Genomic DNA, 25,055 nt, shown 5'->3' on the forward strand with positions numbered 1-25,055 from the left:
GCCGGGCCGGAAGCCACGGCGGCACGGAGAAGCGGAAGATCAGCCCTGCGGGTGGTGGGCCGGGATCGGGGGGAGCTCGCCGGTCTGCTCGTAGGCGGAGAGCATCTCGATGCGGCGGGTGTGGCGCTCCTCGTCGGAGTACGGGGTCGCCAGGAAGGCCTCGATGAAGCTGACGGCCTCGTCCTGGGTGTGCATCCGGCCGCCGACGGAGATCACGTTGGCGTTGTTGTGCTCGCGGCCGAGCTTCGCGGTCTCGACGCTCCAGGCCAGGATGGCGCGGACGCCCTTGACCTTGTTCGCGGCGATCTGCTCGCCGTTGCCGGAGCCGCCGATCACGATGCCGAGGCCGTCGGCGTCCGCGGCGGTCTTCTCCGCGGCGCGCAGGCAGAACGGCGGGTAGTCGTCCACCGCGTCGTAGATGTGGGGCCCGCAGTCGACGGGCTCGTGGCCGTTGTTCTTGAGCCAGTCCACCAGGTGGTTCTTGAGCTCAAAGCCGGCATGGTCGGATCCGAGGTACACGCGCATGGGACGAGTGTGGCACGAGCGGGCCGGAAGGCCCGCAGAGGGTGTCGCGTAAGTCACTTCTAAAGCTCAAGTAAACCCAAAGAACGCAGATGGGGCACGGCGGGACCAAGGTCCTGGACGTTCCTCCCAACGCAACGATCCGGATCGAGGTCTTCCGTCCTGCGTTCATCTCAGGTTTGAATGCCGGGGCTCGCAACCCGAGAACCTAAGGATCCGTCCATGAGCTCCACGACGACCCTTCAGAAGGAAGGCGACCCCACCGGGAACAACGGTGCCGGTCAGCCCTCCGACGGTCTGAAGGCCGGTCTCAAGAACCGCCACCTGTCCATGATCGCCATCGGCGGCGTCATCGGCGCCGGCCTGTTCGTCGGCTCCGGTGGCGGTATCGCCAAGGCCGGCCCCGCCATCCTGATCTCCTACGCGCTCGTCGGCGCGATGGTCGTCTTCGTGATGCGGATGCTGGGCGAGATGGCCGCCGCCAGCCCGAACTCGGGCTCCTTCTCCGCGTACGCCGACCGCGCGCTCGGCCGCTGGGCCGGCTTCTCCATCGGCTGGCTGTACTGGTTCTTCTGGGTCGTCGTGCTGGCCGTGGAGGCCACCGCGGGTGCGCAGATCCTTGAAGGCTGGGTCCCGGCCGTCCCGCAGTGGGCCTGGGCACTGATCGTGATGGCGGTCCTGACCGTCACCAACCTCGGCTCGGTCTCCTCCTACGGCGAGTTCGAGTTCTGGTTCGCCGGCATCAAGGTCGTCGCCATCGGCGCGTTCGTGGTCATCGGCATGCTGGCCGTGTTCGGCGTGCTGCCGGGTTCGGACAACCCGGGCGCGGGCTTCGCCCACCTGACCGACGCCGGCGGGTTCATGCCGAACGGCTGGGGCTCGATCCTCACCGGTGTGCTGATGGTCGTCTTCTCCTTCATGGGCAGCGAGATCGTCACGCTGGCCGCCGGCGAGTCCGAGGACCCGCGCCGCGCGGTCACCAAGGCCACCAACTCGGTGATCTGGCGCATCGGCGTCTTCTACCTGGGCTCGATCTTCATCGTCCTCACCCTGCTGCCGTGGAACGACGAGTCGATCGTCAAGAAGGGCTCGTACGTCGCGGCCCTGGACTCCATCGGCATCGCGCACGCCGGCCAGATCATGAACGTGATCGTCCTGACGGCCGTGCTGTCCTGCCTGAACTCGGGCCTGTACACCGCCTCCCGCATGGCGTTCTCGCTGGGCGAGCGCGGTGACGCCCCGAAGGCCTTCGCCAAGGTCAGCAAGAACGGTGTGCCGACGGTCGCGATCCTGGGCTCCGTGGTCTTCGGCTTCATCGCCGTCTACTTCAACTACGCCTACAAGGACACCGTCTTCAGCTTCCTGCTGAACTCCTCGGGTGCGATCGCGCTCTTCGTGTGGCTGGTGATCTGCCTGACCCAGCTGCGGATGCGCAAGATCCTGACGCGCGAGGCGCCGGACAAGCTGACGGTCAAGATGTGGCTCTTCCCGTACCTGACGTGGGCCACCGCCGCGATGATCACCTTCGTCCTGGCGTACATGGTCTACGACAAGGACAACCGCGAGACGGTCATGCTGTCGCTGCTGGTCGCCGCCGTCGTGCTGGTCATCGGCGTGGTGCGCGACATGCGCCGCAAGGCCGCCGCGCGCGTCTAGGCGAACAAGCACGGCAGCCCCGGACCACCACACGTGGTCCGGGGCTGCCGTGCTTGCCGTGCGTGCCCTTGCGGGCGGGGGGCTACTTGCGGCCGACCAGCTTCCAGGTGGCGGGCAGCAGACCCATGGCGAGCGCCGCCTTGAGCGCATCGCCGATCAGGAACGGGGTCAGACCCGCCGCGACGGCCGCGCCGAAGGACATCCCGGTGGACAGCGCCAGGTACGGCACGCCCACCGCGTAGATCAGGGCGGAGCCCAGCGCCATCGTGGCGGCCGTGCGGAGCGCCGAGCGGTCGGCGCCGCGGCGGGCCAGGGCGCCCGCGACGGTGGCGGCGAGCAGCATGCCGAGCACGTAGCCGAAAGAGGCACCGCCCGCGCCGGAGGTGCCGCCCGCGAACCACGGCATGCCCGCCATGCCCACGAGGGCGTAGAGGGCGAGCGAGAGGAAGCCGCGGCGGGCGCCGAAGGCGGTACCGACCAGCAGGGCCGCGAAGGTCTGGCCGGTGACCGGGACCGGCGAGCCGGGGACGGGCACGGAGATCTGCGCGGCCAGGCCGGTGAGCGCGGCTCCGCCGACGACGAGCGCGATGTCGCGGACGCGGCTCGCGGGCAGCAGGTCGGCGAGGACGGCGCCGGGACGGAAGGAGACGGAAGCAGTGCTCATCGGGGGCTCCGCGTGATGGGGGTGACGGGACGATCACCGACGCTAGTGCGCGACCGGTCCCCGCCTCACCGTCGGCCGGGACAAAGCCCTACTCGCCGGTTTGGTGGGGAGTGCACAAAGAGGCCGGTTCACACCCGAGGGGGAGTGATCCGCGTCACGAGCCAGATTCAGACAACACGTCCGTTTTGCGCGGACGGGCGCCGTCCGGCGAGACTGTAGGGTCCCGCCAATCCAACGCGGAGCCCCCACCGCCGCTGCCGAGCACGAGAGTACGAGCATCCACTCATGCGCGACCGCCTGCCCACCCCACCTCCGACCGGGCCCGACCTGCCGGCGGAACCCCTCAGCCACAGCCTCAAGCAGCGCCACCTGACCATGCTGGGCCTCGGCGGCGTGATCGGCGCCGGGCTGTTCGTCGGCTCCGGCGCCGGCATCGGCATAGCCGGCCCCGCGATCATCTGCTCGTACCTGCTCGCGGGCGCCCTCGCCATGCTGGTGATGCGCGCGCTCGGCGAGATGTCGGCGGCGATGCCCGCCTCCGGCTCGTTCTCCGTGTACGCGGAGCGGGCGCTGGGGCGCTGGGCCGGTTTCTCGGCGGGCTGGCTGTACTGGTTCCTGCTGGTCGTGGTGCTGGCGGTGGAGGCCACCGGCGCCGCGAAGATCGCGAACGGCTGGCTGCCCTCGGTCGACCAGTGGATCTGGGTGCTGGTCTTCATGGTGGTCTTCACCGTGAGCAACCTGGCCGCCGTGAAGAACTTCGGCGAGTTCGAGTTCTGGTTCGCGGCCCTCAAGGTCGGCGCGATCGTCCTGTTCCTGATCCTCGCCACCCTCGCGATCTTCGGCTTGCTCCCCGACACCGATCCCGTCGGCACGGCCAACCTCACCGGCCACGGGGGCTTCTCCCCCGAGGGCTTCGGCGGAGTGGTCGCCGGCATGCTCGCGGTCGTCTTCGCCTTCGGCGGCCTGGAGGTCGTCACCATCGCGGCCGCCGAGTCCGACGACCCGGCGCGCTCCGTGGCCCGCGCGGTGCGCAGCGCCGTGTGGCGCATCCTCTTCTTCTACGTCGGCTCGATGGTGGTCATCGTGACCCTGCTGCCGTGGGACTCGCTGAAGCCGGGCGAGAGCCCGTACGTCGCGGTCCTGGACTCCATCGGCATCCCGGCGGCCGGCCAGATCATGAACATCGTGGTGTTCGTGGCGCTGCTCTCCGCGCTCAACGCCAACCTGTACGGCTCCTCCCGCATGGTGTTCTCGCTGGCCGAGCGCGGCGAGGCGCCCACGGCGCTGCTGAAGGTGTCCGGTGGCGGAGTGCCGCGCCGGGCCGTGTTCGCCTCGGTGGCCTTCGGCTTCGTCTCGGTGGTGCTGAACCTGCTGTGGCCGGACACGGTCTTCCTCTACATGCTCAACGCGGTCGGCGCGGTGCTGCTGTTCGTGTGGGCGCTGATCGCGGTCTCGCAGCTGAGGCTGCGCCGCACGCTGGAGCGGGACATGCCGGAGCGCCTCACGCTGCGCATGTGGTGCTTCCCGTACCTGACGTGGGCGGCGCTGCTCGGCATGGCGGCGGTACTGGTGCTGATGCTGTTCGACGACTCGGCGCGGCCGCAGCTGCTGTGGTCCACGGGTGCGGCCGCGGTCGTGCTGGTGGTGGCGTGGGTGCGGGAGATCCGGGCGCGCCGGGCCTGACGCCTTCAAGCCCTCCGTCCGGATATTGGACACCGAATGTTCGATAGTCGGACGGTGGGCAGTATGGCCCCATGAGTCAGAGCACCATCACACCTCCCGAGCAGCAGCACGGCGCGACGCCGCCGACCGGTCCGGGCGGCGGCGGATCCCCCCTCGGCAACGGCCTCAAGCAGCGCCACCTCTCGATGATCGCCCTCGGCGGGGTCATCGGCGCCGGCCTCTTCGTCGGCTCCGGCGCCGGCATCGCCGCCGCGGGTCCCTCGATCGTGATCGCGTACGCCGTGTCCGGGCTGCTCGTGATGTTCGTGATGCGGATGCTCGGCGAGATGTCCGCCGCGAACCCGGCCTCCGGCTCCTTCTCCGTGCACGCGGACCGGGCGATCGGCCCCTGGGCCGGGTTCACGGCCGGCTGGATGTTCTGGACGCTGCTGTGCGTGGGCGTGGCCATCGAGGCGATCGGCGCGGCGCACATCATGACCGGCTGGTTCCCCGGCACCCCGGCCTGGATGTGGGTGCTGGCCTTCATGGCGCTGTTCTGCGGCACCAACCTGGCCGCCGTCTCGAACTTCGGCGAGTTCGAGTTCTGGTTCGCCGCCCTCAAGATCGGTGCGATCGCGCTGTTCCTGGGCCTGGGCGTGCTGGCCGTCCTGGGCCTGCTGCCCGGCACCTCCTCCCCCGGCGCCGCCCATCTGCTGCACGACGGCGGGTTCCTGCCGGGCGGCATGGACGGCCTGCTGGTCGGACTGCTGGCGTCGGTCGTCGCGTACGGCGGCCTGGAGACGGTGACCATCGCGGCCGCCGAGTCGGAGAGCCCCGTCAAGGGCGTGGCCAGGGCCGTGAAGACCACCATGTGGCGGATCGCGATCGTCTACGTCGGCTCCATGCTGGTCATCGTCACGCTGCTGCCGTGGAACGACCCGGCGGTGACCGAGGAGGGCCCGTACGCGGCCACCCTGGACCACCTGGGCATCCCGGCCGCCGGCGAGATCATGAACGTGGTCATCCTCATCGCCCTGCTGTCGGCGATGAACGCCAACGTCTACGGCTCTTCGCGCATGGCCCACTCGCTCGTCTCCCGCGGTCAGGGCCCGAAGGCGCTGGGCAAGGTCAGCGGCCGGGTGCCGCGCCGCGCGGTGCTCGTCTCGTGCGGGTTCGGCTTCGTCACCGTGCTGCTGTCGTACTGGTACCCGGACACCCTGTTCGCCTGGCTGCTGAACATGGTCGGCGGGGTCATCCTCGTCGTCTGGGGCTTCATCGCCGTCTCGCAGCTCGCGCTGCGGCGCCGGCTGGAGCGGGAGGCTCCCGAGAAGCTGGTCGTCAAGATGTGGGGCTTCCCGTATCTGACCTGGGTGGCGCTGGCCGGGGTGGCCGGGGTCCTGGTCCTGATGGTCCTGGGCGAGGACACCCGGGCCCAGGTGATCTTCACCGGCGGCCTCACCCTCGCCCTCGCGGCGACCGGCTACCTGATGCAGCGACGGGCCGCGGCCCGGGCCTGACCGGCGCGCACACGACGAAGGCGCTCCCCGCGCACGGCGCGGGGAGCGCCTTCGTCGTACCCGGCGGAAGTCAGGTGACCCCTACGTGATCACAGGAGTAGATGCTGCTAGCGTGCAGTTGCGCATTAATTGCAATAGCAGTTGGCACGCCGAGGGGACCGGATAACACGCATGGCCATCTACACGCTTCCTGAGCTTCCGTACGACTACGCGGCGCTCGAGCCGGTGATCAACCCGCAGATCATCGAGCTGCACCACGACAAGCACCACGCGGCCTACGTCGCGGGCGCCAACACCGCGCTGGAGCAGCTGGAGGAGGCGCGCGAAAAGGAGAACTGGGGCGCGCTGAACGGCCTGGAGAAGAACCTGGCCTTCCACCTCTCCGGCCACATCCTGCACAGCATCTACTGGCACAACATGGCCAGCCCGAAGACCGGAGAGGGCGGCGGCGAGCCCACCGCGGCCGACGGCCTCGGCGACCTGGCCGACGCGATCACCGAGTCCTTCGGCTCGTTCGCGAAGTTCAAGAAGCAGCTGACCTTCGCGTCCTGCGCGACGCAGGGCTCCGGCTGGGGCGTGCTCGCGTACGAGCCCCTCAGCGGCCGCCTGATCGTCGAGCAGGTCTACGACCACCAGGGCAACGTGGGCCAGGCCTCCGTACCGGTCCTCGTGTTCGACGCCTGGGAGCACGCCTTCTACCTGCAGTACAAGAACCAGAAGGTGGACTTCATCGAGGCCATGTGGAACGTCGTCAACTGGCAGGACGTGGCCAAGCGCTACGCCGACGCCAAGGCGAACACCCCGCTGCTGATCCCCGCCAAGGGCTGATCGCCGCACCGAGCCCTCCCCCAGCTAACGCCGGGAGGTGCCCCCAGCCTCGTGATCGTCTTCTCAGCCTTCGCGTGCGGGCGTGTCCAACGGAAGACCCCCGCACGGACGTGACGTGCGGGGGTCTTCCGTGTCCACCGGGAGCCGGCACCGGGCCGGCCGGAAGGCCTACTCGAAGCTCGGGGCCGCGGTGCGGGTGCGCTTGATCTCGTAGAAGCCCGGGGTGGAGGCGACCAGCAGGGTGCCGTCCCACAGCCGGGCGGCGGCCTCGCCGCGCGGGGCGGGGGTGACGACCGGCCCGAAGAAGGCCACCTCGTCGCCCTCGGCGCCGGGCACGGAGATCACCGGGGTGCCGACCTCCTGGCCGACGCGGTCGATGCCGTTGTTGTGGGAGTCGCGCAGCACCTGGTCGTACTCGTCGGAGTCGGCGTACGCGAGCAGCTCGGCCGGCAGGCCGACCTCCTCCAGCGCCTCGGCGATGACCTCGCGGGTCGCGCCCTTGTCCTCGTTGTGGATCCGGGTGCCGAGCGCGGTGTAGAGCTTGCCGGTGATCTCGTCACCGTGCTTCTGCTGGGCCGCGACGACCACGCGGACCGGGGCCCAGCCCTTGGGGCCGAGGATTTCGCGGTAGCGCTCGGGCAGTTCGTCGAGCTTGTTCTCATTGAGGACGGCGAGGCTCATCACGTGCCAGCGCACCTCGACGTCGCGGACCTTCTCGACCTCCAGCATCCAGCGGGACGTCATCCAGGCCCAGGGGCAGATCGGGTCGAACCAGAAGTCGACCGGGGTCTTCTCGCGCACCTGGGTGTCGGCCATGTCTCTCCTCGAGTCGCTTGGGCATCACTGGTCCTGCTCCTCCTCGCCAACCAGCCCAGGACCTCGCGCATTCCCCCGTGGGAGGATTCGATCAGGTATCGCGATCACGCACGAAGGAGTGCACGTGCCCGGAGAGAATCTGTCCCGTGACGAGGCCCGTGAGCGGGCCGAGCTGCTGTCCGTCGACGGGTACGAGGTGGTCCTCGACCTGAGGTCCGCCGTGGACGAGGCCGAACCGGCCGAAGGCCCCCGGACCTTCCGCTCGGTGACCACCATCCGCTTCCGGACCGCGGCCCCCGGCTCGGCGACCTTCGCGGACCTCGTCGCCCCGTCGGTGAACTCCGTCACGCTCAACGGGCGGGAACTGGACCCGGCCGCCGTCTTCGACGGGGCTCGGATCGCCCTGGCCGGGCTGGCCTGCGAGAACGTCCTCGTGGTGGACGCGAACTGCGCGTACAGCCGGACGGGCGAGGGCATGCACCGCTTCGTCGACCCCGAGGACGGCGAGGTCTACCTCTACACGCAGTACGAGCCGGCCGACGCCCGGCGGGTGTACGCGAACTTCGAGCAGCCCGACCTGAAGGCGCCCTACCGCTTCGAGGTGACCGCGCCGGAGGGCTGGCAGGTCTGGAGCAACGGCGCGGAGGAGTCCCGCGAGGGCCAGACCCGGCGCTTCGCCGAGACCGCGCCGATCTCCACGTACATCACGTGCGTGGTGGCGGGCCCGTACCACTACGTGACGGACACCTACACGCGCGGGGACCTGACGATCCCGCTGGGCGCGATGTGCCGCAAGGGGCTGGCGAAGCACTTCGACGCGGACGACGTCTTCCTGGTCACCAAGCAGGGCTTCGACTTCTTCCACGATCACTTCGACTACCCGTACCCCTTCGGGAAGTACGACCAGGCCTTCGTGCCCGAGTACAACCTGGGCGCGATGGAGAACCCGGGGATGGTGACCTTCCGCGAGGAGTACATCTTCCGCGGCAAGGTGACGCGGGCCGCGTACGAGCGCCGCTGCAACACGATCCTGCACGAGATGGCCCACATGTGGTTCGGCGACCTCGTGACGATGAAGTGGTGGGACGACCTGTGGCTGAAGGAGTCCTTCGCGGACTTCATGGGCTCCTTCTCGCAAGTGGAGGCGACCCGCTTCGACCAGGCGTGGGTGACCTTCGCCAACAGCCGCAAGGCGTGGGCGTACCGGGCCGACCAGCTGCCCTCCACGCACCCGATCACGGCCGACATCCGTGACCTGGAGGACGCGAAGCTCAACTTCGACGGCATCACGTACGCCAAGGGCGCGGCGGTGCTCAAGCAGTTGGTGGCGTACGTGGGGCGGGACGCGTTCCTCGAGGGCGCGCGGCGCTACTTCAAGGCCAACGCGTACGGGAACACCACGCTGGACGATCTGCTGGCGGTGCTCGGGGAGGTCTCCGGGCGGGACATGGCCGAGTGGTCGCGGGCGTGGCTGCAGACGGCCGGCGTGAACGTGCTGACGCCGGTGGTGACGTACGGCGCGGGCGGCCGGGTGACCGGGCTGTCGGTGGTCCAGGAGGGCGCCGAGCTTCGCCCGCACCGGGTCGCGGTCGGCCTGTACCGCCTGGAGGACGGCTCGCTGGTCCGCTACGCGCAGGCCGAGGCGGACGTGTCGGGGGCCTCGACGGTCGTGGCGGAGCTGGCCGGGCAGGAGCGGCCCGACCTGGTGCTGGTCAACGACGAGGACCTCACCTACTGCAAGATGCGCTTCGACGAGGGCTCGCTGGAGACGCTGCGGGTGCGGCTGGGGGACGTGGCGGATCCGCTGGCGCGGGCCCTGTGCTGGTCGGCGCTGTGGAACCTGACGCGGGACGGGCTGATGCCGGCGCGCGACTTCGTCTCGCTGGTGCTGGCGCACGCCGGCCGCGAGACGGACGTCGGCGTGCTGCAGATGGTGCACTCGCAGACGCTGACCGCGGTCACGCACTACGCGGCGATCGACTGGCGCGAGCAGGGCGGCCGGGTGCTGTCGGCGGTCGCGCTGCAGGAGCTGCGGCTGGCGGAGCCGGGGTCGGAGCACCAGCTGACCTGGGCCCGCTTCTTCGCGGCGAGCGCGGCGACGGAGGGTGACTTCCAGCTGCTGCTGGGGCTGCTGGACGGTTCGGCGCGGATCGACGGGCTGGACGTGGACCAGGAACTGCGGTGGGACTTCCTGCTTCCGCTGGCCGCGCATGGCGGTGTGGACGAGGCCGTACTGGCGGCGGAGCTGGCGCGGGACGACACCGCCTCGGGCAAGCGGCACCAGGTGCGGTGCCTGGCGGCGCGGCCGTCGGAGGCCGTCAAGGACCAGGCGTGGGCAACGGTGGTCGAATCGGACGCGCTGTCGAACGCGCTGGTGGAGGCCACGATCGCCGGCATGCAGCAGGCTTCGCAGCGGGCGCTGCTGGCGCCTTACGCGGAACGCTACTTCGAGGTGATCGAGCGGATCTGGGCGGAGCGGTCGATCCAGATCGGCATGCACGTGGTGAAGGGGCTGTACCCGAAGCTGGAGGACTCGCCGGCCACTCTGGCCGCGACGGACGCCTGGCTGTCGGCCCACGAGTCGGCTCCGCCGGCGCTGCGCCGCCTGGTGCTGGAAGCCCGCGACGACCTGGCCCGCGCACTGCGCGCGCAGGCCTGCGACGCGGCCTCCGCCGCGGTGTAGCCCGCACGCCGGCGGGGCTGGTCCGCCAGCCCCGCCGGCCGAAGCGAACGGCGGTATCGGCTTTCGAACGGCCGTACTTTAGTGCAGTCTTGTCCCGATTTGTCGACGAGAATGTAACAGTGGTTAGCAAGGCCCGTGCGAGCGGGAATCTCCGCCGCATGAACCACAACGCACCCCTCCCCCTCGCCCACCTCACCGGCAGCCGCCCCCGCGTCCTGAGCCTCGCCCAGCTCCGCGAGCACGGCGTGAGCGCCTCCGACGCCGCGGCGCGGCCCTGGCAGGAGATCCTGCCGGGAGTGTTCCTCCTCCACCCCGGCGCCGCGACCAGCGAGGAACGCCTGCACGCCGCCCTGCTGTACGCGGGCCGCCGAGGCGGCGAGGCCATGATCACCGGGCTCGCGGCCCTCGCGCTGTACCGGTTCGGCTCCGCCCCCGCGCTGCTCTCCCTCGCACAGATCGACGTACTCGTGCCCCACACCCGCCGGCTCCGCTCCGTCGACAGCGTGCGGATCGTGCGCACGCACACCCCGCCCCGTCCGCAGGAGGTGACCGGGCTGCCCGTCGCCCCCGTGGCCCGGGCCCTGGCCGACGCCGTCGCCCGGCTCTCCGACGCCGCCGCCGTACGCCGCCTGCTCAGCGAGGCCGTCCGCGGCGGGCACTGCGAACCCGCCGCCGTCGTACGGGAGCTGACGGTGGCCCGGCTGCTGAACCGGCCCCACGTCGTGGACGCCGTCGAGTCCCTGCTCGCCGAGGGCCGGGCCATCGCCGAGGACCGGCTGTACCAGCTCGTACGGGGCTACGCCCTGCCCGAGCCGGTCTGGAACGTGGATCTGCGCCTGCCCGGCGGCCCGCACCTCGGCGGGGTCGACGCGTTCTGGCCCGAGCAGGCCGTCGCCGTGGAGATCGACACCCGCGCACCCCGGCAGGGCGAGGACGAGAAGTTCTCGGAGGCCGTCCGCAAGCGGGAGACCCTGGAGCGGCTCGGGGTGACCGTCCTCCACATCACCCCGCGCAAGCTCCGCGACTGGCCCGAGCAGCAGGCCGCGGTCGTCCGGACCGCCCTGACGGCGTCCGCCGACCGCGAGGCCGGCGCCTACCTGGTCGTACTCCCCCGGTGAAGCGGCAGCGCCGGGTTGGCCGGCAATGCCCGTGCCGATCGAGCGGCCGCGGTGCTCGGCGAGCTCGCGTACGCCAACCCGTTCCTGCACGGTCAGCGAGCCCTGGCGGTAACGGTCCATGACACTGCCTCCTGCCTGAGCGCCTGGAAGAACCCGCAGGTCGGAGCCCCCGAGATGGGGGCGGGTGCATCCTCGGCGCCGACCGGTACGGAGATCTCCAGGCGGGTGCCGTCGGGGTCGTGGAAGAAGATGCCGCCGCAGGCCGCGCCTTCGCCGTGGGCGACGACTCCCTCGTAGGCGCACTCCACACCCAGCTCGCGCAGCCGCTCCTCGTACGCCCGGACCTCCTCGATGGCGCCGGCGGAGAGCGCCAGGTGGTGCAGTCCGGCCGCAGCCGGGGCGTACGCCGTCGGCCTGCTGCCAGAGCGTGAGGACGAGTTCGCCGTCCTGGCCGAGGAAGGCGAAGCGGCGGCCCCCTCCTTGCCCTCGCCCAGCAGCTCGAAGCCGAGGGCGCCCCGACAGATCGGCGTCAACCGGTCACGTACCCTTGAGGGGTTAGCAGGCACGCACGGAGGAGCGGCGAGATGGCGACAGAGGCGGCGGACCCCCGCCCCCTGACGGGCGAGCCGGTCGCCCTGGACCTGCTGAACACGCGCTGGATACAGGACGGCGAGCCCGCCGACCTCTTCGCCGGGGCCTTCGGGCTGACCCGGATCGAAGGGCTCGCGATCTGGCTGCACAGCACCGGGCTGGCCGACCGCTTCCGCGCCGACGCCGCGACCCTCGTCCACCTGCTGACCGCCCGCGAGGCACTGGCCCGCGCAGTCGCGGACCCGGCCGACGAGAGTGCGCGCACCCTGGTCGACGCCGTTTTGGAGCACGGACGGATCCGGGCCACCCTGACCGCCGAAGGTCCGGGCGAGCGGGCCGAGTTCGACGACCCGGCCTGGGGTCCGGCCTGGACGGCCGCCCGCGATTACCTGGAGCTGCTGGTCTCGGCGCCCGAGCGGATCCGCAAGTGCGCCTCGGAGACGTGCGTGCTGCACTTCCACGACACCTCGCGCAACGGCACCCGGCGCTGGTGCTCGATGTCCGTGTGCGGAAACCGGGCAAAGGCCTCACGCCATTACGCGCGTACGCGCGTGCGCTGAGAAGCCGAAAGTTGTCACACCCGATCTGAGACCGAGCACCGCCTCAGCCCCGTCACGAGGTCGGGAAGTCGACAAAGCAACTCTTCAGCCCCTGTGATTCGTACAAGTACGCCCCGGTACGGCCTCGATGGCGCATGCTCCGACCTGGCGAGAGTCCGCCATGTCAGGTATCGGTCAATGACAAGGCTCCCCAAACAGCTGTCACTTGCGCAAAGCTGACCGGTCATCCGGCACCGAAATCCGGACCGTATCTTTCACTTATCCAGGGATGCTGATGACCCTCGAATCCCCCAGTTCCATATCCGGGGCCAGACGCGTCGCGCGCGTCGCGGCCGCGGCCGGCCTGGTCGCCGCGCTGGCGACCGCGGGCGCCATGCCCGTGTTCGCCGCGACCGGCACCGGAACCGGCACCCCGGGCAGCGGCCCGGCCGTCAAGTCCGCGGACCAGAAGATGGGTTCGGCGGACGCCGAGCTGCTTCAGGAGGCCAAGGCCAAGGGTGACGCGACCGTCACCGTCATGATGGCCACCGCCCCCGGCCAGACCAAGCAGGTCGCGGACCAGCTCACCTCGGTCCAGGGCGCCTCGGTCGGCCAGACGAACGACAAGCTCGGCTACGTGCGGGCCACGCTGCCCACCGGCAAGGCCGAGGCCGCGCTGAAGGCGGCCGCGAAGCTGTCCTCGGTGCACGCCATGGACCTCAAGCACGAGATCCAGCTGTCGGACCCGCGCCCCGACGGTGGCCAGGACTCGGGCTCGGCGAAGAAGACGGCTTCCGAGACCTACCCGGGGCCGGACAAGAACACCCCCGCGAAGAACCCGTACAACCCGTCCTTCGAGACCGGTGCGGTGGACTTCGTCGCCAAGAACCCGCAGGCCGACGGCCGCGGCGTGACCATCGGCATCCTGGACTCGGGCGTCGACCTCGGCCACCCGGCGCTCCAGAAGACCACCACCGGCGAGCGCAAGATCGTCGACTGGGTCACCGCGACCGACCCGATCACGGACAACGACGGGACCTGGCGCGCCCAGATCACCCCGGTCCAGGCCTCCGGCGGCAGCTTCAGCGCGGCCGGCCAGAGCTGGAAGGCTCCGGAGGGCTCGTTCCAGTTCAGCCGCTTCAGCGAGTCGATCACCGCCACCGGTGACGCGAAGGGCGACGTCAACCGGGACGGGGACACGACCGACAAGTTCGGCATGCTCTACGACCCGGTCGCCGGCACCGTCCGTGTCGACACCGACCAGGACGGCGACTTCACGAACAACGAGCCGATGAAGCCGTACAAGGACGGCTACCAGATCGGCTACTTCGGCACGGACAACCCGGCGACCGACGTCGCCGAGCGGATCCCGTTCGTGATCCAGATCCGCAAGGACGTCCCGATGGACCCGCTGGGTGGTGACTGGGCCGGCAAGAAGGCCGACTTCGTCAACATCGGCATCATCGAGTCCGAGCACGGCACGCACGTCGCCGGCATCACCGCCGCCAACAGCCTCTTCGGCGGCAAGATGAACGGCGAGGCGCCCGGCGCGAAGATCGTCTCCTCGCGCGCCTGCTCCTGGTCCGGCGGCTGCACCAACGTCGCGCTGACCGAGGGCATGATCGACCTCGTCGTGAACCGCGGCGTGGACATCGTCAACATGTCCATCGGCGGCCTGCCGGCGCTGAACGACGGCAACAACGCCCGCGCCGAGCTCTACAAGAACCTCATCGACACCTACGGTGTCCAGCTCGTCATCTCGGCGGGCAACGAGGGCCCCGGTGTCAACACCATCGGCGACCCCGGTCTCGCGGACAAGGTCATCTCCGTGGGTGCCGCGGTCTCCAAGGAGACCTGGGCCGCCAACTACGGCTCCGGCGTGACCAAGAAGTACGACATGTTCCCGTTCTCCTCGCGCGGTCCGCGTGAGGACGGCGGCTTCACGCCGACCATCACCGCCCCCGGCGCGGCCATCAACACCACGCAGACCTGGCTGCCCGGTTCCCCGGTGAAGGAGGCCGGCTACAGCCTGCCGGCCGGCTACTCGATGCTCCAGGGCACCTCGATGTCCTCGCCGCAGGCGACGGGCGCCAGCGCCCTGCTGCTCTCGGCCGCCAAGCAGCAGCACGTCGCGGTCACCCCGGCGAGCCTGCGCGTGGCGCTCACCAGCACCGCGAAGAAGATCAACGACGTCCCGGCGCACGCCCAGGGCGCGGGCCTGATCAACATCGTCGACGCGTGGGAGTCCCTCCAGCGCGGCGCCAAGGCCAACGAGTTCACCGTCAAGGCGCCGGTCGACACCGCGCTCGACCAGTTCCTGAAGACCCCGGGCTTCGGCACCGGCCTCTACGACCGCGAGGGCGGCCTCAAGGTCGGCCAGAAGAAGGTCTACGACGTCGTCGTCACCCGCACCACGGGCGTCAAGTACGGCACCCGGCACAACCTGAGCTGGCGCAACAACGACGGCACGTTCAAGGTCGTCGGCGGCTACGACTACGTCACGCTGCCGCTGAACAAGCCGGTCACCATCAAGGTCGAGGCCCAGCCCAAGACGGCCGGCGTCCACAGCGGCATCCTGCAGCTGGACGACGAGACCACCGAGGGCATCGACAAGCAGATCCTGGCCACGGTCGTCGCCTCCACTCCGCTGGCGAAGCCGTCGTTCACGCTGTCGGACACCTCCTCCGTCCAGCGCAACAGCCACAAGTCGTACTTCGTCACCGTGCCGCAGGGCGCGAAGTCCCTCGAGGTCGCCCTCGGCGGTCTCGCGGCGGGCAGCCAGACGCGCTTCATCTCGATCCACCCGTACGGCACGGGCGTCGAGGACAGCGCGACCACCATGTGCTACCCGAACTACGACAACCCGGCCAACAAGTGCCGCCCCGATCTGCGCTCGTACGAGAACCCGCAGCCGGGCGTCTGGGAGATCGAGGTCGAGTCGCGCCGTACGTCGCCGCTGCTCGACAACCCGTTCAAGCTGGACGTCAGTGTCCTCGGCGCGGGCTTCGACCCGGCGGTCAAGGTCCTTCCCGAGATCAAGCAGGGCACCCCGGCCCCGGTCCAGTGGACCGTCAAGAACGACGGTGCGGCCATCACCGGCGGCAAGCTCCAGGGCGGTCCGCTCGGCTCCGCGAAGGTCGCCAAGCCGACCATCGCCAACGGTGAGACCCAGACGAGCACCGTCACCATCGGTGAGGGCGTCTCCCGCCTGGACGTGGCCATCGGCGGTGTCTCCGACACCGGCGCCGACCTCGACCTCACCATCCTCAAGGACGGCGTGAAGGTCGGCTCCTCCGCCGACGGCGACTCCGAGGAGGCCGTGACCCTGCTCAACCCGGCCGCCGGTACCTACACCATCGAGGTGGCCGGCTACGCGGTTCCGTCCGGCTCCACCACGTACAACTACCGCGACGTGTACTTCTCGTCCGCCCTGGGCTCCGTCCAGGTCGACGAGGCCGCCGCGGTGAACCTCGCCAACGGCGCCTCGGCGTCCGTCTCGGCGAACGTCCTCGCCTCCGCTCCGGCCCCCGAGGGCCGTCAGTTCTTCGGCGAGGTCAAGCTGCTCAACGGCCGCGGCACCGCCGCCGGCACCGGCAGCGTGCAGATCGAGAAGGTCACCCCGTAGTTCCACGGTTACACACCGGAGGGGCGGCGCTCTGACGAGCACCGCCCCTCCGGGCTTTTCCCCCGGCGGTTCTCCCCACGTTCGATGGACGGAACGCCCGTCCGCATACCGGATGCGACGCGCCGGACCGCAACCGGCAGTGACCTGGCAAAAGGGGCGCTCAGCGGGGGTGCGACACGGCCTCCGCGAAGCTGCCACAGGGGTTCGCATTCAGGACACCGTCCGTTCCTCGGACAATGGATTGGACAAGCCTCGTGGGGTCGAACGCATGATGGCTTCACGCGCCCGCGTCGTACGTACCAAAAGGAGTCACCGTGAGGGTCGGAATCGTCGGAGCCACCGGACAGGTCGGCGGAGTCATGCGCGGCATCCTCGCCGAGCGCAAGTTCCCGGTGGACGAGCTGCGGCTGTTCGCCTCGGCCCGTTCCGCGGGCTCGACCCTCGTGTGGGAGGGCAAGGAGATCACCATCGAGGACGCCTCCACGGCCGACTACTCCGGCCTGGACATCGTGCTCTTCTCCGCCGGCGGCGCCACCTCCCGGGCCCTCGCCGAGAAGGTCGCCGCGCAGGGCGCCGTCGTGATCGACAACTCCTCCGCCTGGCGCGGCGACCCGGAGGTCCCCCTCGTCGTCTCCGAGGTCAACCCGCACGCGATCAAGAACCGCCCCAAGGGCATCATCGCGAACCCGAACTGCACCACCATGGCCGCGATGCCGGTGCTGCGCCCGCTGCACGCCGAGGCCGGCCTGACCGCGCTGATCGCCACCACCTACCAGGCCGTCTCCGGCTCGGGCCTGGCCGGCGTGGCCGAGCTCAAGGGCCAGGCCTGCGCGGTCTCCGAGGCCGCCGACCAGCTGACCTTCGACGGCGGCGCCGTGGCCTTCCCGGAGCCGGCCGTCTACAAGCGCCCGATCGCGTACAACGTGGTCCCGCTCGCGGGCAACCTGGTCGACGACGGCTCCTTCGAGACCGACGAGGAGCAGAAGCTCCGCAACGAATCCCGCAAGATCCTGGAGATCCCGGAGCTCAAGGTGTCCGGCACCTGCGTGCGCGTGCCGGTCTTCGCCGGCCACTCCCTCCAGGTCAATGCCCGCTTCGCGAGCCCGATCAGCGTGGAGCGCGCGTACGAGCTGCTGAAGGACGCCCCGGGCGTCGAGCTCTCGGAGATCCCGACCCCGCTGCAGGCGGCGGGCAAGGACGCCTCGTACGTGGGTCGCATCCGCGTCGACGAGACGGTCGAGAACGGCCTCGCGCTGTTCCTCTCGAACGACAACCTCCGCAAGGGCGCGGCCCTGAACGCGGTCCAGATCGCCGAGCTCGTCGCCGAGGAGCTCAAGCAGGGCTGACCCGGGTCAGCACCCGGGGCGGACCGCCGGGTCCGCCCCCGGGCCGGACCCGGTCGTGGCCGCCTGCCGGTCACCCCTCGAGTCACACCTACGCCGTCGGATGTCCTCCGCTGCCAGCGTAGCCACGACCGGTGACAGCGGCGGCATGGAAGGATGACCGGGAACGTCACCATCAAAGGAGATGACCGCGTGCCTGGCACGAATCTCACCCGTGAAGAGGCTCAGCAGCGGGCGAAGCTGCTCACCGTCGACTCGTACGAGGTCGAACTCGATCTCAGCGGTGCGCAGGAGGGCGGCACGTACCCGTCCGTGACCACTGTGCGGTTCCAGTCGGCGGAGGCCGGCGCCGAGACCTTCATCGACCTGGTCGCGCCCGCCGTGCACGAGGTCGTCCTGAACGGCGCGTCCCTGGACGTGGCCGAGGCCTTCCGGGACTCGCGCATCGCGCTGAAGGACCTGGCGGCCGGCGCCAACGAGCTCCGCGTCGTCGCGGACTGCGCGTACACCAACACGGGCGAGGGCCTGCACCGCTTCGTCGACCCGGTCGACCAGCAGGCTTACCTGTACACCCAGTTCGAGGTGCCGGACGCGCGGCGCGTGTTCGCCAGCTTCGAGCAGCCCGACCTGAAGGCGACGTTCCAGTTCACCGTGACGGCCCCCGAGGGCTGGACGGTCATCTCGAACTCTCCGACGCCCGAGGCCGCGGACGTCAAGGACAACGTCTGGCGCTTCGAGCCGACGCCGCGCATCTCCACGTACATCACGGCGCTGATCGTCGGCCCGTACCACGCGGTGCACAGCTCGTACGAGGGCCCGAACGGCCAGTCGGTGCCGCTCGGCATCTACTGCCGGCCGTCGCTCGCCGAGTTCCTGGACGCCGACGCGATCTTCGACGTGACCCGTCAGGGCTTCGGCTGGTTCCAGGAGAAGTTCGCGTACGACTACCCGTTCGCCAAGTACGACCAGCTCTTCGTCCCCGAGTTCAACGCGGGCGCGATGGAGAACGCGGGCGCGGTCACCATCCGCGACCAGTACGTCTTCCGCTCGAAGGTGACGGACGCGGCGTACGAGGCCCGCGCCGAGACGATCCTCCACGAGCTCGCGCACATGTGGTTCGGCGACCTGGTCACCATGGAGTGGTGGAACGACCTGTGGCTGAACGAGTCGTTCGCGACGTACACCTCGATCGCCTGCCAGGCGTACGCCGAGGGCACGAAGTGGCCGCAGGCGTGGACGACCTTCGCGAACTCGATGAAGACCTGGGCGTACCGGCAGGACCAGCTGCCGTCCACGCACCCGATCATGGCCGACATCCGTGACCTGGACGACGTCCTGGTCAACTTCGACGGCATCACGTACGCCAAGGGCGCCTCGGTACTCAAGCAGCTCGTCGCCTACGTGGGCACGGAGGCATTCTTCAAGGGCGTGCAGGCGTACTTCAAGGCGCACGCGTTCGGCAACACGCGCCTGTCGGACCTGCTGGGCGCCCTCGAGGAGACCTCGGGCCGCGACCTGACCGTCTGGTCGAAGGCGTGGCTGGAGACGGCCGGCATCAATATCCTGCGCCCCCGCATCGAGACGGCCGCGGACGGCTCCGTCACCGCGTTCGCGGTGCGTCAGGAGGCCCCGGCGCTGCCCGCGGGCGCGAAGGGCGAGCCGACGCTGCGGCCGCACCGGATCGCGATCGGCCTGTACGACCTGGACGGCGGCAAGCTCGTCCGTACGGACCGGATCGAGCTGGACATCGACGGCGAGCTGACCGAGGTACCGGAGCTGGTCGGCCGTACCCGTCCGGCCGTCGTGCTGCTGAACGACGACGACCTGTCCTACGCCAAGGTCCGCCTGGACGAGGTCTCCCTCGCCAACGTCACCGCGCACCTCGGCGACTTCACCGAGTCGCTGCCGCGGGCGCTGTGCTGGGCCTCGGCGTGGGACATGACCCGCGACGGCGAACTGGCCACGCGCGACTACCTCGCCCTCGTCCTGTCGGGCATCGGCAAGGAGTCGGACATCGGCGTCGTCCAGTCACTGCACCGGCAGGTGAAGCTGGCCGTCGACCTGTACGCCGACCCGGCGTGGCGGGAGCAGGGCCTGGCGACCTGGACCGAGGCCACGCTGGAGCACCTGCGCGGCGCCGAGCCGGGCAGCGACCACCAGCTGGCATGGGCCCGCGCGTTCGCGGCCACGGCCCGCACCGAGGGGCAGCTGACCTACCTGTCCGCGCTGCTGGACGGTGCGGCGGAGATCGAGGGCCTCGTCGTGGACACCGAGCTGCGGTGGGCGTTCCTGGAGCGCCTCGTCGCCACGGGTGTCCTGGACGAGCCGGCCATCGCGGCGGAGCTGGAGCGCGACCGTACGGCGGCGGGCGAGCGCCACGCGGCCACGGCGCGGGCCGCGCGTCCGACGGCGGAGGCCAAGGCCGAGGCGTGGGCCTCGGTGGTGGACTCGGCGGATCTGCCCAACGCGGTGCAGGAAGCGGTGATCGGCGGCTTCGTCCAGACCGACCAGCGCGAGCTGCTGGCCCCGTACACCGAGAAGTACTTCGCGGTGATCAAGGAGATCTGGGCGAACCGCAGCCACGAGATCGCCCAGCAGATCGTGGTGGGCCTCTACCCGTCGCTCCAGGTCTCCCCGGAGACCCTGGCGGCGACGGACGCCTGGCTGGCCTCGGCGGAGCCGAACGCGGCCCTGCGGCGCCTGGTCTCGGAATCCCGGTCGGGCGTGGAACGCGCCCTGAAGGCCCAGTCCGCAGACGCGGCGTCCGCCTCCGCCTGACGCCCCCGGCGGTTCCGTTCCGGCGGTGCCGGGGGCCTTCCCCGCCACCGCCGGATCCGTCCCCAGGGGCAACTGCGGGAACGTGGGGTGCGCAGTGCGGGGCTGAGCTCCGCGGAACCCGGCTCCGCCGGGCACCGGGCTCTGCCCGGACCCGTGCCTCCAACGCCGGCGGGGCTGGGTGTACCCGGCTCCGCCGCCGCACCGTACGCGGTGGGGCCGGTTGCCGCGCAGCGGCGGATCCCGCCCGCGCGGAGCGCCGTTTCAGCCCCGCCGGCCGGTGCGGGCGGAGCCCTGGGGGTACCTCCCGGGTGCGGTGCATCGCAAGGCGGAGGGCTGCGGCTCGTACTGGACGTACGTGCGCGGCCCGACAACGCCGGGGACACCTCCCAGCGGTAGCCGGGGGACGAGGTACCGTGCCGGACGCCGCGGGCAGGTGGACCTTTCCGGTCACCAGCACTAGCGAGCGGCAGCGACTGCCCGGAGGGCCGCCAGCGCGTGCGCCACCGCCGGCGCGGATTCCGAGCCGCGGCGGGTGGCCGCGACGACGTGCCGGGTGGGGCGGTCGCGGGTCAGGACCCGGACCGTCACCCCCGAGGCCCGGCTCGACACCATGCGCGGAACCAGGGCCACGCCCATCCCGGCTTCGACCATCGCCAGGATCGCGGTCCACCCGGCCGCCGCATGCGCCTGCTCCGGCACGAACCCCGCCGCCTCGCACGCCGTGCGCGCGATCTCCTGCCACGGCCCGCTGCCCCCGTAGATCCACGGGTCCCCCGACAGGTCCGCCAGCCGCAGCACCTCCGCCCCCGCCAGCGGATGCCCCGGCGGCAGCGCCACGTCGAGCGGGTCCTCCAGCAGCGTCAGCCGGGTGAACCGCGGATCCCGGGCGGTCGGGGCGTGCGCCGCCAGCGAGAGGGCCAGGTCGACCGCCCCGGCCGACAGCAGCTCGTACGACTGCGCCGCCTCGGTCTCCCGTACCCGCACCTCCACCCCCGGGTGGGTGCGCCGCAGCGCCGCCACCGCCGGGACCACCAGCACCGGCACGGCCGTGGAGAAGGCCCCGATCCGGACCTCCCCCGCATCCCCGGCCAGGTACCCGGCCAGCTCGGCATCCGCCCGCTCCAGCTGCGCGAACACCGCCTCCGCGTGCCGCAGTACGAGGTGCGCGGCGTCCGTGAGCCGGACCCGGCGCCCCTGCGCCTCCAGCAGCGGCACACCCAACTGCCGCGCGAGATTGGTCAGCTGCTGCGAAACGGCCGAGGGCGTCATGTGCAGCGCCTCGGCCGTCGCGGTCACGGTCCCCCGGTCGGCCAGGGTCCGCAGGATCCGCAGCTTCTTGATGTCCCACTCGGTCATGGGACCGAACCTACCGCCGGGCACCCAGGCTGACGCCGCCCAGGATCAGCGCCATGCAGAGCAGCTGCGCCGGGCCCGTCCGCTCGCCCAGCAGCAGGAGGCCGAGGCCGGCGACGCACACCGGCTGGAGGTAGTAGACGACTCCCGCCCGGGCCGCACCGATGATCGAGACGGCCTTGTTCCAGGCGAAGAAGGCGACCGCGGAGGACATGACGCCGACGTACAGCAGCATGCCGCCCGTGCCCGCGGTGACCTCGAAGCCGCCCTGGACGGTGACGGACACGGCGTACACGGGGGCCAGCATCAGCGCGCCCAGCACGAAGGTGGTGATCAGGAAGGCCAGTCCGCCGAGCTCGGCGGGCTTGCGCTTGAGCAGCGCGCTGTACGTGGCGAACGACAGGGCGGCCGCGAACATCCACAGGTCGCCGGCCCCGAAGTCGAAGCCGAGCGAGCCGTCCCCGACGAGCAGCAGCACCCCGAACGCGGCGAGCAGCAGTCCGAAGGTGCGGCGGGCGCCGAGCCGTTCGCCGCCGAGTCGGGCGTACAGCGCCATGACGACCGGCGAGGCAGCCATGATCATGCCCATGTTGGAGGCGGAGGTGGTCAGTCCGGCCTGGTGCACGAGCGTGTTGTACAAGGCCACGCCGAACAGAGAGGCGAGGGCGATGAAGCCGAGGTGCCTGCGGATCAGGGCCCACTGCTGCCAGGCCTGCCGGGCCGCGAAGGGGGCGACGGCGAGGGTGGCGATGATCCAGCGCCAGAACACGGCCTGGACGGGCGGGACGCTGTCGGCCATTCCCCGGGTGGCGACGAAGCTGCCGGACCAGACGACCGTCGCGACCAGGGCGAGGAGTACGCCGAGTCCGGCGGACCCCTTCTTCACCCGGATGCCGGGCTTGTGCTGCGAAACGGTACGGACCCGGTCCATGACGGCCACGGTGTATCTCCCCCTCGGGTGCTGGTCTGACGGTCTGCCCGTCTGGCGTGGGTCTACCGTCGCACCGGGTCATCCGTCAGGTCCATCGAAATGTTTCGATCATTCTGTTCAGTGGAACTGAACGGTTCTGCCGGCGTCCGCGCGGCGAACAGCTGGCCGACGACGGTGGCGCCGAAGGCGATGCCCATGCCCACCAGCTGGACGGGCGACAGCGCCTGCCCGAGGGCCGCCCAGCCGATGACGGCCGCGGTGAGCGGGGAGAGCGGGCCGAGCAGGGTGACCGAGGTGGCGGTGAGCCGGCCGATGCCGCGGAACCACAGCCAGTACGCGATACCGGTGTTGATCAGCATCATGTAGCCGTAGCCGAGGAAGGCCTTGCCGTCGAGCGCGGGCGGCGCCCCCTCGACCAGGGCCGCGACGGGGATGACGACCAGCCCGCCCGCGGTGAGCTGCCAGCCGGTCACGGCCAGCGGGCCGACCCCCTCCGGGCGTCCCCAGCGCTTGGTCATGACCGTGCCCGCGGCCATGGAGGCGGAGGAGACGACACCGGCGACGATGCCGACGAGGTCCAGTCGGGCCGCGGCGGTCAGGACGACCATGCTCACGCCGAACGCCCCCACGACGGCGGCGAGGACGGTCCGCAGCCGTGCCCGCTCCCCCAGGACGAGGGCGGCGAGTCCGACGACGAACAGCGGGCCGGCGGAGCCGAGGACGGCCGCCACACCCCCGGGCAGCCGGTACGCGGAGAGGAACAGCAGCGGGAAGAAGGCGCCGATGTTGAGCGTGCCCAGGACGGCGGACTTCCACCACCACTCCCCGCTCGGGAGTCTGCGGGACAGGGCCGTGAGCAGCAGTCCGGCGGGCAGGGCCCGCATCACCCCGGTGAACAGGGGCCGGTCGGGCGGGAGCAGCTCGGTCGCCACGGCGTAGGTCGAGCCCCAGGAGACCGGGGCGAGGGCGGTCAGGGCGACGGTGGCGAGACGCTTCATGGCAGGTGCCTCCTCGGGCGGATGAGGAACTCGGGGCGGAGCGGAGTGGGGCGGAGTGGGGCGGACGAGCGGGCCCGGGCAGCCGGGGGCGGCTCAGGCAGCCAGGGCCTGCGCCCGGGCCGGGGCCTGCGCCGGGGTCCGCGGCTGGGTCCGCGCCCCCTCGGTGGCGGCCACGACCGGCGGCTCCGCGTGCACGGCCTCGGCGGGCAGCCGCCGCTCCAGCCGGACCAGCGCCAGGGCGGTGACGGTCATCACCACGCCGGCGAGGGCGAAGGAGAGGCCGGTGACGTGGTGGAAGAAGACGAGCGAGAACGGGATGTACATGCCGATCCCGACCACGCCGACCCCGGCGCCGACGAGCAGGGACCGCTCCCCCGCCGCCCTTGTTTCCCTGGCCGCGGCCATCGTTGCTCCCCCGAGTAGGTTGCTGGAAAGTAGCTTACTCCTAAGCTACTTTCCGTCAAGCAACTTTCTTGCGAACGATCGGAGGAAGGCCGGATACTGCGCTCATGACCGAGGCCAAGAAGGACGCCGTCGACGCGATCATCGACCAGTGGCACGCAGTGCGACCGGATCTGGAAACCGCCCCCATGGCCGTCTTCGGCCGCATCTACCGGATCGCCCGGGCCGTGGGAGACGCGACGGAACGGGCCTACGCCCGCTACGGGATCTCGCGCGGCGAGTTCGACGTCGTCGCCACGCTGCGCCGCTCCGGCGCCCCGTACACCCTCTCGCCGCGCCAGCTGTCGGCCACGCTCATGCTCACGACGGGCGGCATGACCGGCCGACTGGACAAGCTGGAGAAGGCCGGCCTGCTCTCCCGCAAGCCCGATCCGCACGACCGGCGGGGGCTACAGGTGACGATCACCGACCGCGGACTCGCCCTCATCGACGAGGCCGTCGCCGCCGGCCTGGAGGTGCAGCGGGCCGCGCTCACCGGTCTGGGCACCGAGGAGGTCGCCGCCCTGACCGGCCTGCTCCGCAAGCTGCTGGCCGGCGTCTAGGGGGTGTCCTGCGGACCCGGGCCCGGCCATGATCCGCCGGACACCCCCAGGTCCGGCAGGCGCCCGGACGCACGACGGAGCGCCGGGGGTCCGCACCGGAGCCGACACGGCGTCGGCCTGCGGACCCCCGGCGCTCCGGAGGTCTGATGAGTGCTGTCCCCGCGGGGTCAGCCTGTTCAGTTGGTGGGCTGCGGCTTGTCCGACTTGTCGAGGACCATCACGAGACCCGCGATGATCAGGAACAACACGATCGGCGTGGCCACGTACAGGCCGAGGGTCTGGGCAATGCTCAGGCCCTGGCCCGGGTCGTCGCCGTCGTCGCGGGTCACCGCGAGCGCGGGAGACGTCATCAGCAGCATCATCAGCGTCGTTCCGGCCGTGACGGCGCCGGCGCGCAGAGCGTTCTTCTTGTCCACGGTGCAAACGT

20 protein-coding genes are annotated in these 25,055 nt (G+C 70.8%); 11 read left to right on the top strand and 9 right to left on the bottom strand.

From position 1 onward, the window contains the following. Window positions 1-39: 39 nt before the first annotated feature. Window positions 40-525 carry a ribose-5-phosphate isomerase gene (locus AB0I68_RS08875; protein ID WP_327283440.1) on the bottom strand — a complete coding sequence of 162 codons (486 nt, stop codon included), beginning with the start codon at window positions 523-525 and terminating at the stop codon, window positions 40-42. Between the two features lie 219 nt (window positions 526-744). Here AB0I68_RS08875 and AB0I68_RS08880 point away from each other — a divergent pair, with 219 nt between their 5' ends. Continuing rightward, window positions 745-2,178, top strand: a complete 1,434-nt coding sequence (locus AB0I68_RS08880; protein WP_363176523.1) for an amino acid permease — start codon at window positions 745-747, stop codon at window positions 2,176-2,178. Between the two features lie 82 nt (window positions 2,179-2,260). Here AB0I68_RS08880 and AB0I68_RS08885 read toward each other — a convergent pair whose 3' ends face one another. Then, on the bottom strand, window positions 2,261-2,842 hold the full coding sequence (locus tag AB0I68_RS08885) for a biotin transporter BioY (RefSeq protein ID WP_363176524.1): 582 nt from the start codon (window positions 2,840-2,842) through the stop codon (window positions 2,261-2,263). Between the two features lie 285 nt (window positions 2,843-3,127). Between AB0I68_RS08885 and AB0I68_RS08890 the strand changes: the two genes are divergently transcribed. From AB0I68_RS08890 to AB0I68_RS08900, 3 genes are all read left to right on the top strand, one after another. After that, window positions 3,128-4,525, top strand: coding sequence for an amino acid permease (locus AB0I68_RS08890; RefSeq protein ID WP_363176525.1), 1,398 nt, complete (start codon window positions 3,128-3,130; stop codon window positions 4,523-4,525). 71 nt (window positions 4,526-4,596) lie between these two features. Beyond that, window positions 4,597-6,021, top strand: a complete 1,425-nt coding sequence (locus tag AB0I68_RS08895) for an amino acid permease (RefSeq protein ID WP_363176526.1) — start codon at window positions 4,597-4,599, stop codon at window positions 6,019-6,021. 171 nt (window positions 6,022-6,192) lie between these two features. Then, a complete protein-coding gene (locus AB0I68_RS08900; protein WP_363176527.1) occupies window positions 6,193-6,849 on the top strand; it encodes a superoxide dismutase in 657 nt (218 codons plus the stop codon). A 168-nt stretch (window positions 6,850-7,017) separates the two neighbouring features. Here AB0I68_RS08900 and AB0I68_RS08905 read toward each other — a convergent pair whose 3' ends face one another. Continuing rightward, window positions 7,018-7,665, bottom strand: a complete 648-nt coding sequence (locus tag AB0I68_RS08905; protein WP_363176528.1) for a DsbA family protein — start codon at window positions 7,663-7,665, stop codon at window positions 7,018-7,020. A gap of 124 nt (window positions 7,666-7,789) precedes the next feature. Between AB0I68_RS08905 and pepN (AB0I68_RS08910) the strand changes: the two genes are divergently transcribed. Together pepN (AB0I68_RS08910) and AB0I68_RS08915 are read left to right on the top strand one after the other, a co-directional pair. Beyond that, complete coding sequence (gene pepN, locus AB0I68_RS08910) at window positions 7,790-10,348, top strand: aminopeptidase N (RefSeq protein WP_363176529.1); 2,559 nt, start codon at window positions 7,790-7,792, stop codon at window positions 10,346-10,348. 158 nt (window positions 10,349-10,506) lie between these two features. After that, the gene (locus AB0I68_RS08915) at window positions 10,507-11,466 is read left to right on the top strand and encodes a hypothetical protein (protein ID WP_363176530.1); all 960 of its coding nucleotides are present in this window, start codon (window positions 10,507-10,509) and stop codon (window positions 11,464-11,466) included. A gap of 92 nt (window positions 11,467-11,558) precedes the next feature. On the opposite strand, the gene AB0I68_RS08920 is transcribed toward AB0I68_RS08915, so the two are convergent. After that, window positions 11,559-11,999 carry a VOC family protein gene (locus AB0I68_RS08920; protein WP_363176531.1) on the bottom strand — a complete coding sequence of 147 codons (441 nt, stop codon included), beginning with the start codon at window positions 11,997-11,999 and terminating at the stop codon, window positions 11,559-11,561. Between the two features lie 51 nt (window positions 12,000-12,050). Between AB0I68_RS08920 and AB0I68_RS08925 the strand changes: the two genes are divergently transcribed. From AB0I68_RS08925 to pepN (AB0I68_RS08940), 4 genes are all read left to right on the top strand, one after another. Continuing rightward, the gene (locus tag AB0I68_RS08925) at window positions 12,051-12,617 is read left to right on the top strand and encodes a CGNR zinc finger domain-containing protein (protein WP_363176532.1); all 567 of its coding nucleotides are present in this window, start codon (window positions 12,051-12,053) and stop codon (window positions 12,615-12,617) included. A gap of 274 nt (window positions 12,618-12,891) precedes the next feature. After that, on the top strand, window positions 12,892-16,221 hold the full coding sequence (locus AB0I68_RS08930; RefSeq protein WP_363176533.1) for a S8 family serine peptidase: 3,330 nt from the start codon (window positions 12,892-12,894) through the stop codon (window positions 16,219-16,221). A gap of 314 nt (window positions 16,222-16,535) precedes the next feature. Next, window positions 16,536-17,567, top strand: a complete 1,032-nt coding sequence (locus AB0I68_RS08935) for an aspartate-semialdehyde dehydrogenase (protein ID WP_363176534.1) — start codon at window positions 16,536-16,538, stop codon at window positions 17,565-17,567. 189 nt (window positions 17,568-17,756) lie between these two features. Then, complete coding sequence (gene pepN, locus AB0I68_RS08940; protein WP_363176535.1) at window positions 17,757-20,342, top strand: aminopeptidase N; 2,586 nt, start codon at window positions 17,757-17,759, stop codon at window positions 20,340-20,342. Between the two features lie 456 nt (window positions 20,343-20,798). Here pepN (AB0I68_RS08940) and AB0I68_RS08945 read toward each other — a convergent pair whose 3' ends face one another. The 4 genes from AB0I68_RS08945 to AB0I68_RS08960 all read right to left on the bottom strand — a co-directional run bounded on the left by AB0I68_RS08945 (window position 20,799) and on the right by AB0I68_RS08960 (window position 24,029). Beyond that, on the bottom strand, window positions 20,799-21,698 hold the full coding sequence (locus AB0I68_RS08945) for a LysR family transcriptional regulator (protein ID WP_363176536.1): 900 nt from the start codon (window positions 21,696-21,698) through the stop codon (window positions 20,799-20,801). 10 nt (window positions 21,699-21,708) lie between these two features. Further along, a complete protein-coding gene (locus AB0I68_RS08950) occupies window positions 21,709-22,626 on the bottom strand; it encodes a DMT family transporter (RefSeq protein WP_363176716.1) in 918 nt (305 codons plus the stop codon). 62 nt (window positions 22,627-22,688) lie between these two features. Continuing rightward, window positions 22,689-23,624: an EamA family transporter gene (locus tag AB0I68_RS08955; RefSeq protein WP_363176537.1), complete on the bottom strand. Its 936-nt coding sequence runs from the start codon at window positions 23,622-23,624 to the stop codon at window positions 22,689-22,691. A 93-nt stretch (window positions 23,625-23,717) separates the two neighbouring features. Continuing rightward, the gene (locus AB0I68_RS08960) at window positions 23,718-24,029 is read right to left on the bottom strand and encodes a hypothetical protein (protein ID WP_363176538.1); all 312 of its coding nucleotides are present in this window, start codon (window positions 24,027-24,029) and stop codon (window positions 23,718-23,720) included. A 104-nt stretch (window positions 24,030-24,133) separates the two neighbouring features. Here AB0I68_RS08960 and AB0I68_RS08965 point away from each other — a divergent pair, with 104 nt between their 5' ends. Continuing rightward, a complete protein-coding gene (locus AB0I68_RS08965; protein ID WP_363176539.1) occupies window positions 24,134-24,628 on the top strand; it encodes a MarR family transcriptional regulator in 495 nt (164 codons plus the stop codon). A gap of 176 nt (window positions 24,629-24,804) precedes the next feature. Here AB0I68_RS08965 and AB0I68_RS08970 read toward each other — a convergent pair whose 3' ends face one another. Continuing rightward, window positions 24,805-25,044 (bottom strand): hypothetical protein, encoded by a 240-nt coding sequence (locus AB0I68_RS08970; protein WP_363176540.1) that lies wholly within the window; start codon window positions 25,042-25,044, stop codon window positions 24,805-24,807. Between the last annotated feature and the right edge of the window lie 11 nt (window positions 25,045-25,055).

It is taken from the genome of Streptomyces sp. NPDC050448 (assembly GCF_040655295.1).
Classification (GTDB): Bacteria; Actinomycetota; Actinomycetes; order Streptomycetales; family Streptomycetaceae; genus Streptomyces.

What these genes read in the sequence shown, in the direction of transcription:
- AB0I68_RS08875 (WP_327283440.1), bottom strand. Translation starts at nt 525, where the DNA reads ATGCGCGTGTACCTCGGATCCGACCATGCCGGCTTTGAGCTCAAGAAC.
- AB0I68_RS08880 (WP_363176523.1), top strand. Translation starts at nt 745, where the DNA reads ATGAGCTCCACGACGACCCTTCAGAAGGAAGGCGACCCCACCGGGAAC.
- AB0I68_RS08885 (WP_363176524.1), bottom strand. Translation starts at nt 2,842, where the DNA reads ATGAGCACTGCTTCCGTCTCCTTCCGTCCCGGCGCCGTCCTCGCCGAC.
- AB0I68_RS08890 (WP_363176525.1), top strand. Translation starts at nt 3,128, where the DNA reads ATGCGCGACCGCCTGCCCACCCCACCTCCGACCGGGCCCGACCTGCCG.
- AB0I68_RS08895 (WP_363176526.1), top strand. Translation starts at nt 4,597, where the DNA reads ATGAGTCAGAGCACCATCACACCTCCCGAGCAGCAGCACGGCGCGACG.
- AB0I68_RS08900 (WP_363176527.1), top strand. Translation starts at nt 6,193, where the DNA reads ATGGCCATCTACACGCTTCCTGAGCTTCCGTACGACTACGCGGCGCTC.
- AB0I68_RS08905 (WP_363176528.1), bottom strand. Translation starts at nt 7,665, where the DNA reads ATGGCCGACACCCAGGTGCGCGAGAAGACCCCGGTCGACTTCTGGTTC.
- AB0I68_RS08915 (WP_363176530.1), top strand. Translation starts at nt 10,507, where the DNA reads ATGAACCACAACGCACCCCTCCCCCTCGCCCACCTCACCGGCAGCCGC.
- AB0I68_RS08925 (WP_363176532.1), top strand. Translation starts at nt 12,051, where the DNA reads ATGGCGACAGAGGCGGCGGACCCCCGCCCCCTGACGGGCGAGCCGGTC.
- AB0I68_RS08930 (WP_363176533.1), top strand. Translation starts at nt 12,892, where the DNA reads ATGACCCTCGAATCCCCCAGTTCCATATCCGGGGCCAGACGCGTCGCG.
- AB0I68_RS08945 (WP_363176536.1), bottom strand. Translation starts at nt 21,698, where the DNA reads ATGACCGAGTGGGACATCAAGAAGCTGCGGATCCTGCGGACCCTGGCC.
- AB0I68_RS08950 (WP_363176716.1), bottom strand. Translation starts at nt 22,626, where the DNA reads ATGGACCGGGTCCGTACCGTTTCGCAGCACAAGCCCGGCATCCGGGTG.
- AB0I68_RS08955 (WP_363176537.1), bottom strand. Translation starts at nt 23,624, where the DNA reads ATGAAGCGTCTCGCCACCGTCGCCCTGACCGCCCTCGCCCCGGTCTCC.
- AB0I68_RS08960 (WP_363176538.1), bottom strand. Translation starts at nt 24,029, where the DNA reads ATGGCCGCGGCCAGGGAAACAAGGGCGGCGGGGGAGCGGTCCCTGCTC.
- AB0I68_RS08965 (WP_363176539.1), top strand. Translation starts at nt 24,134, where the DNA reads ATGACCGAGGCCAAGAAGGACGCCGTCGACGCGATCATCGACCAGTGG.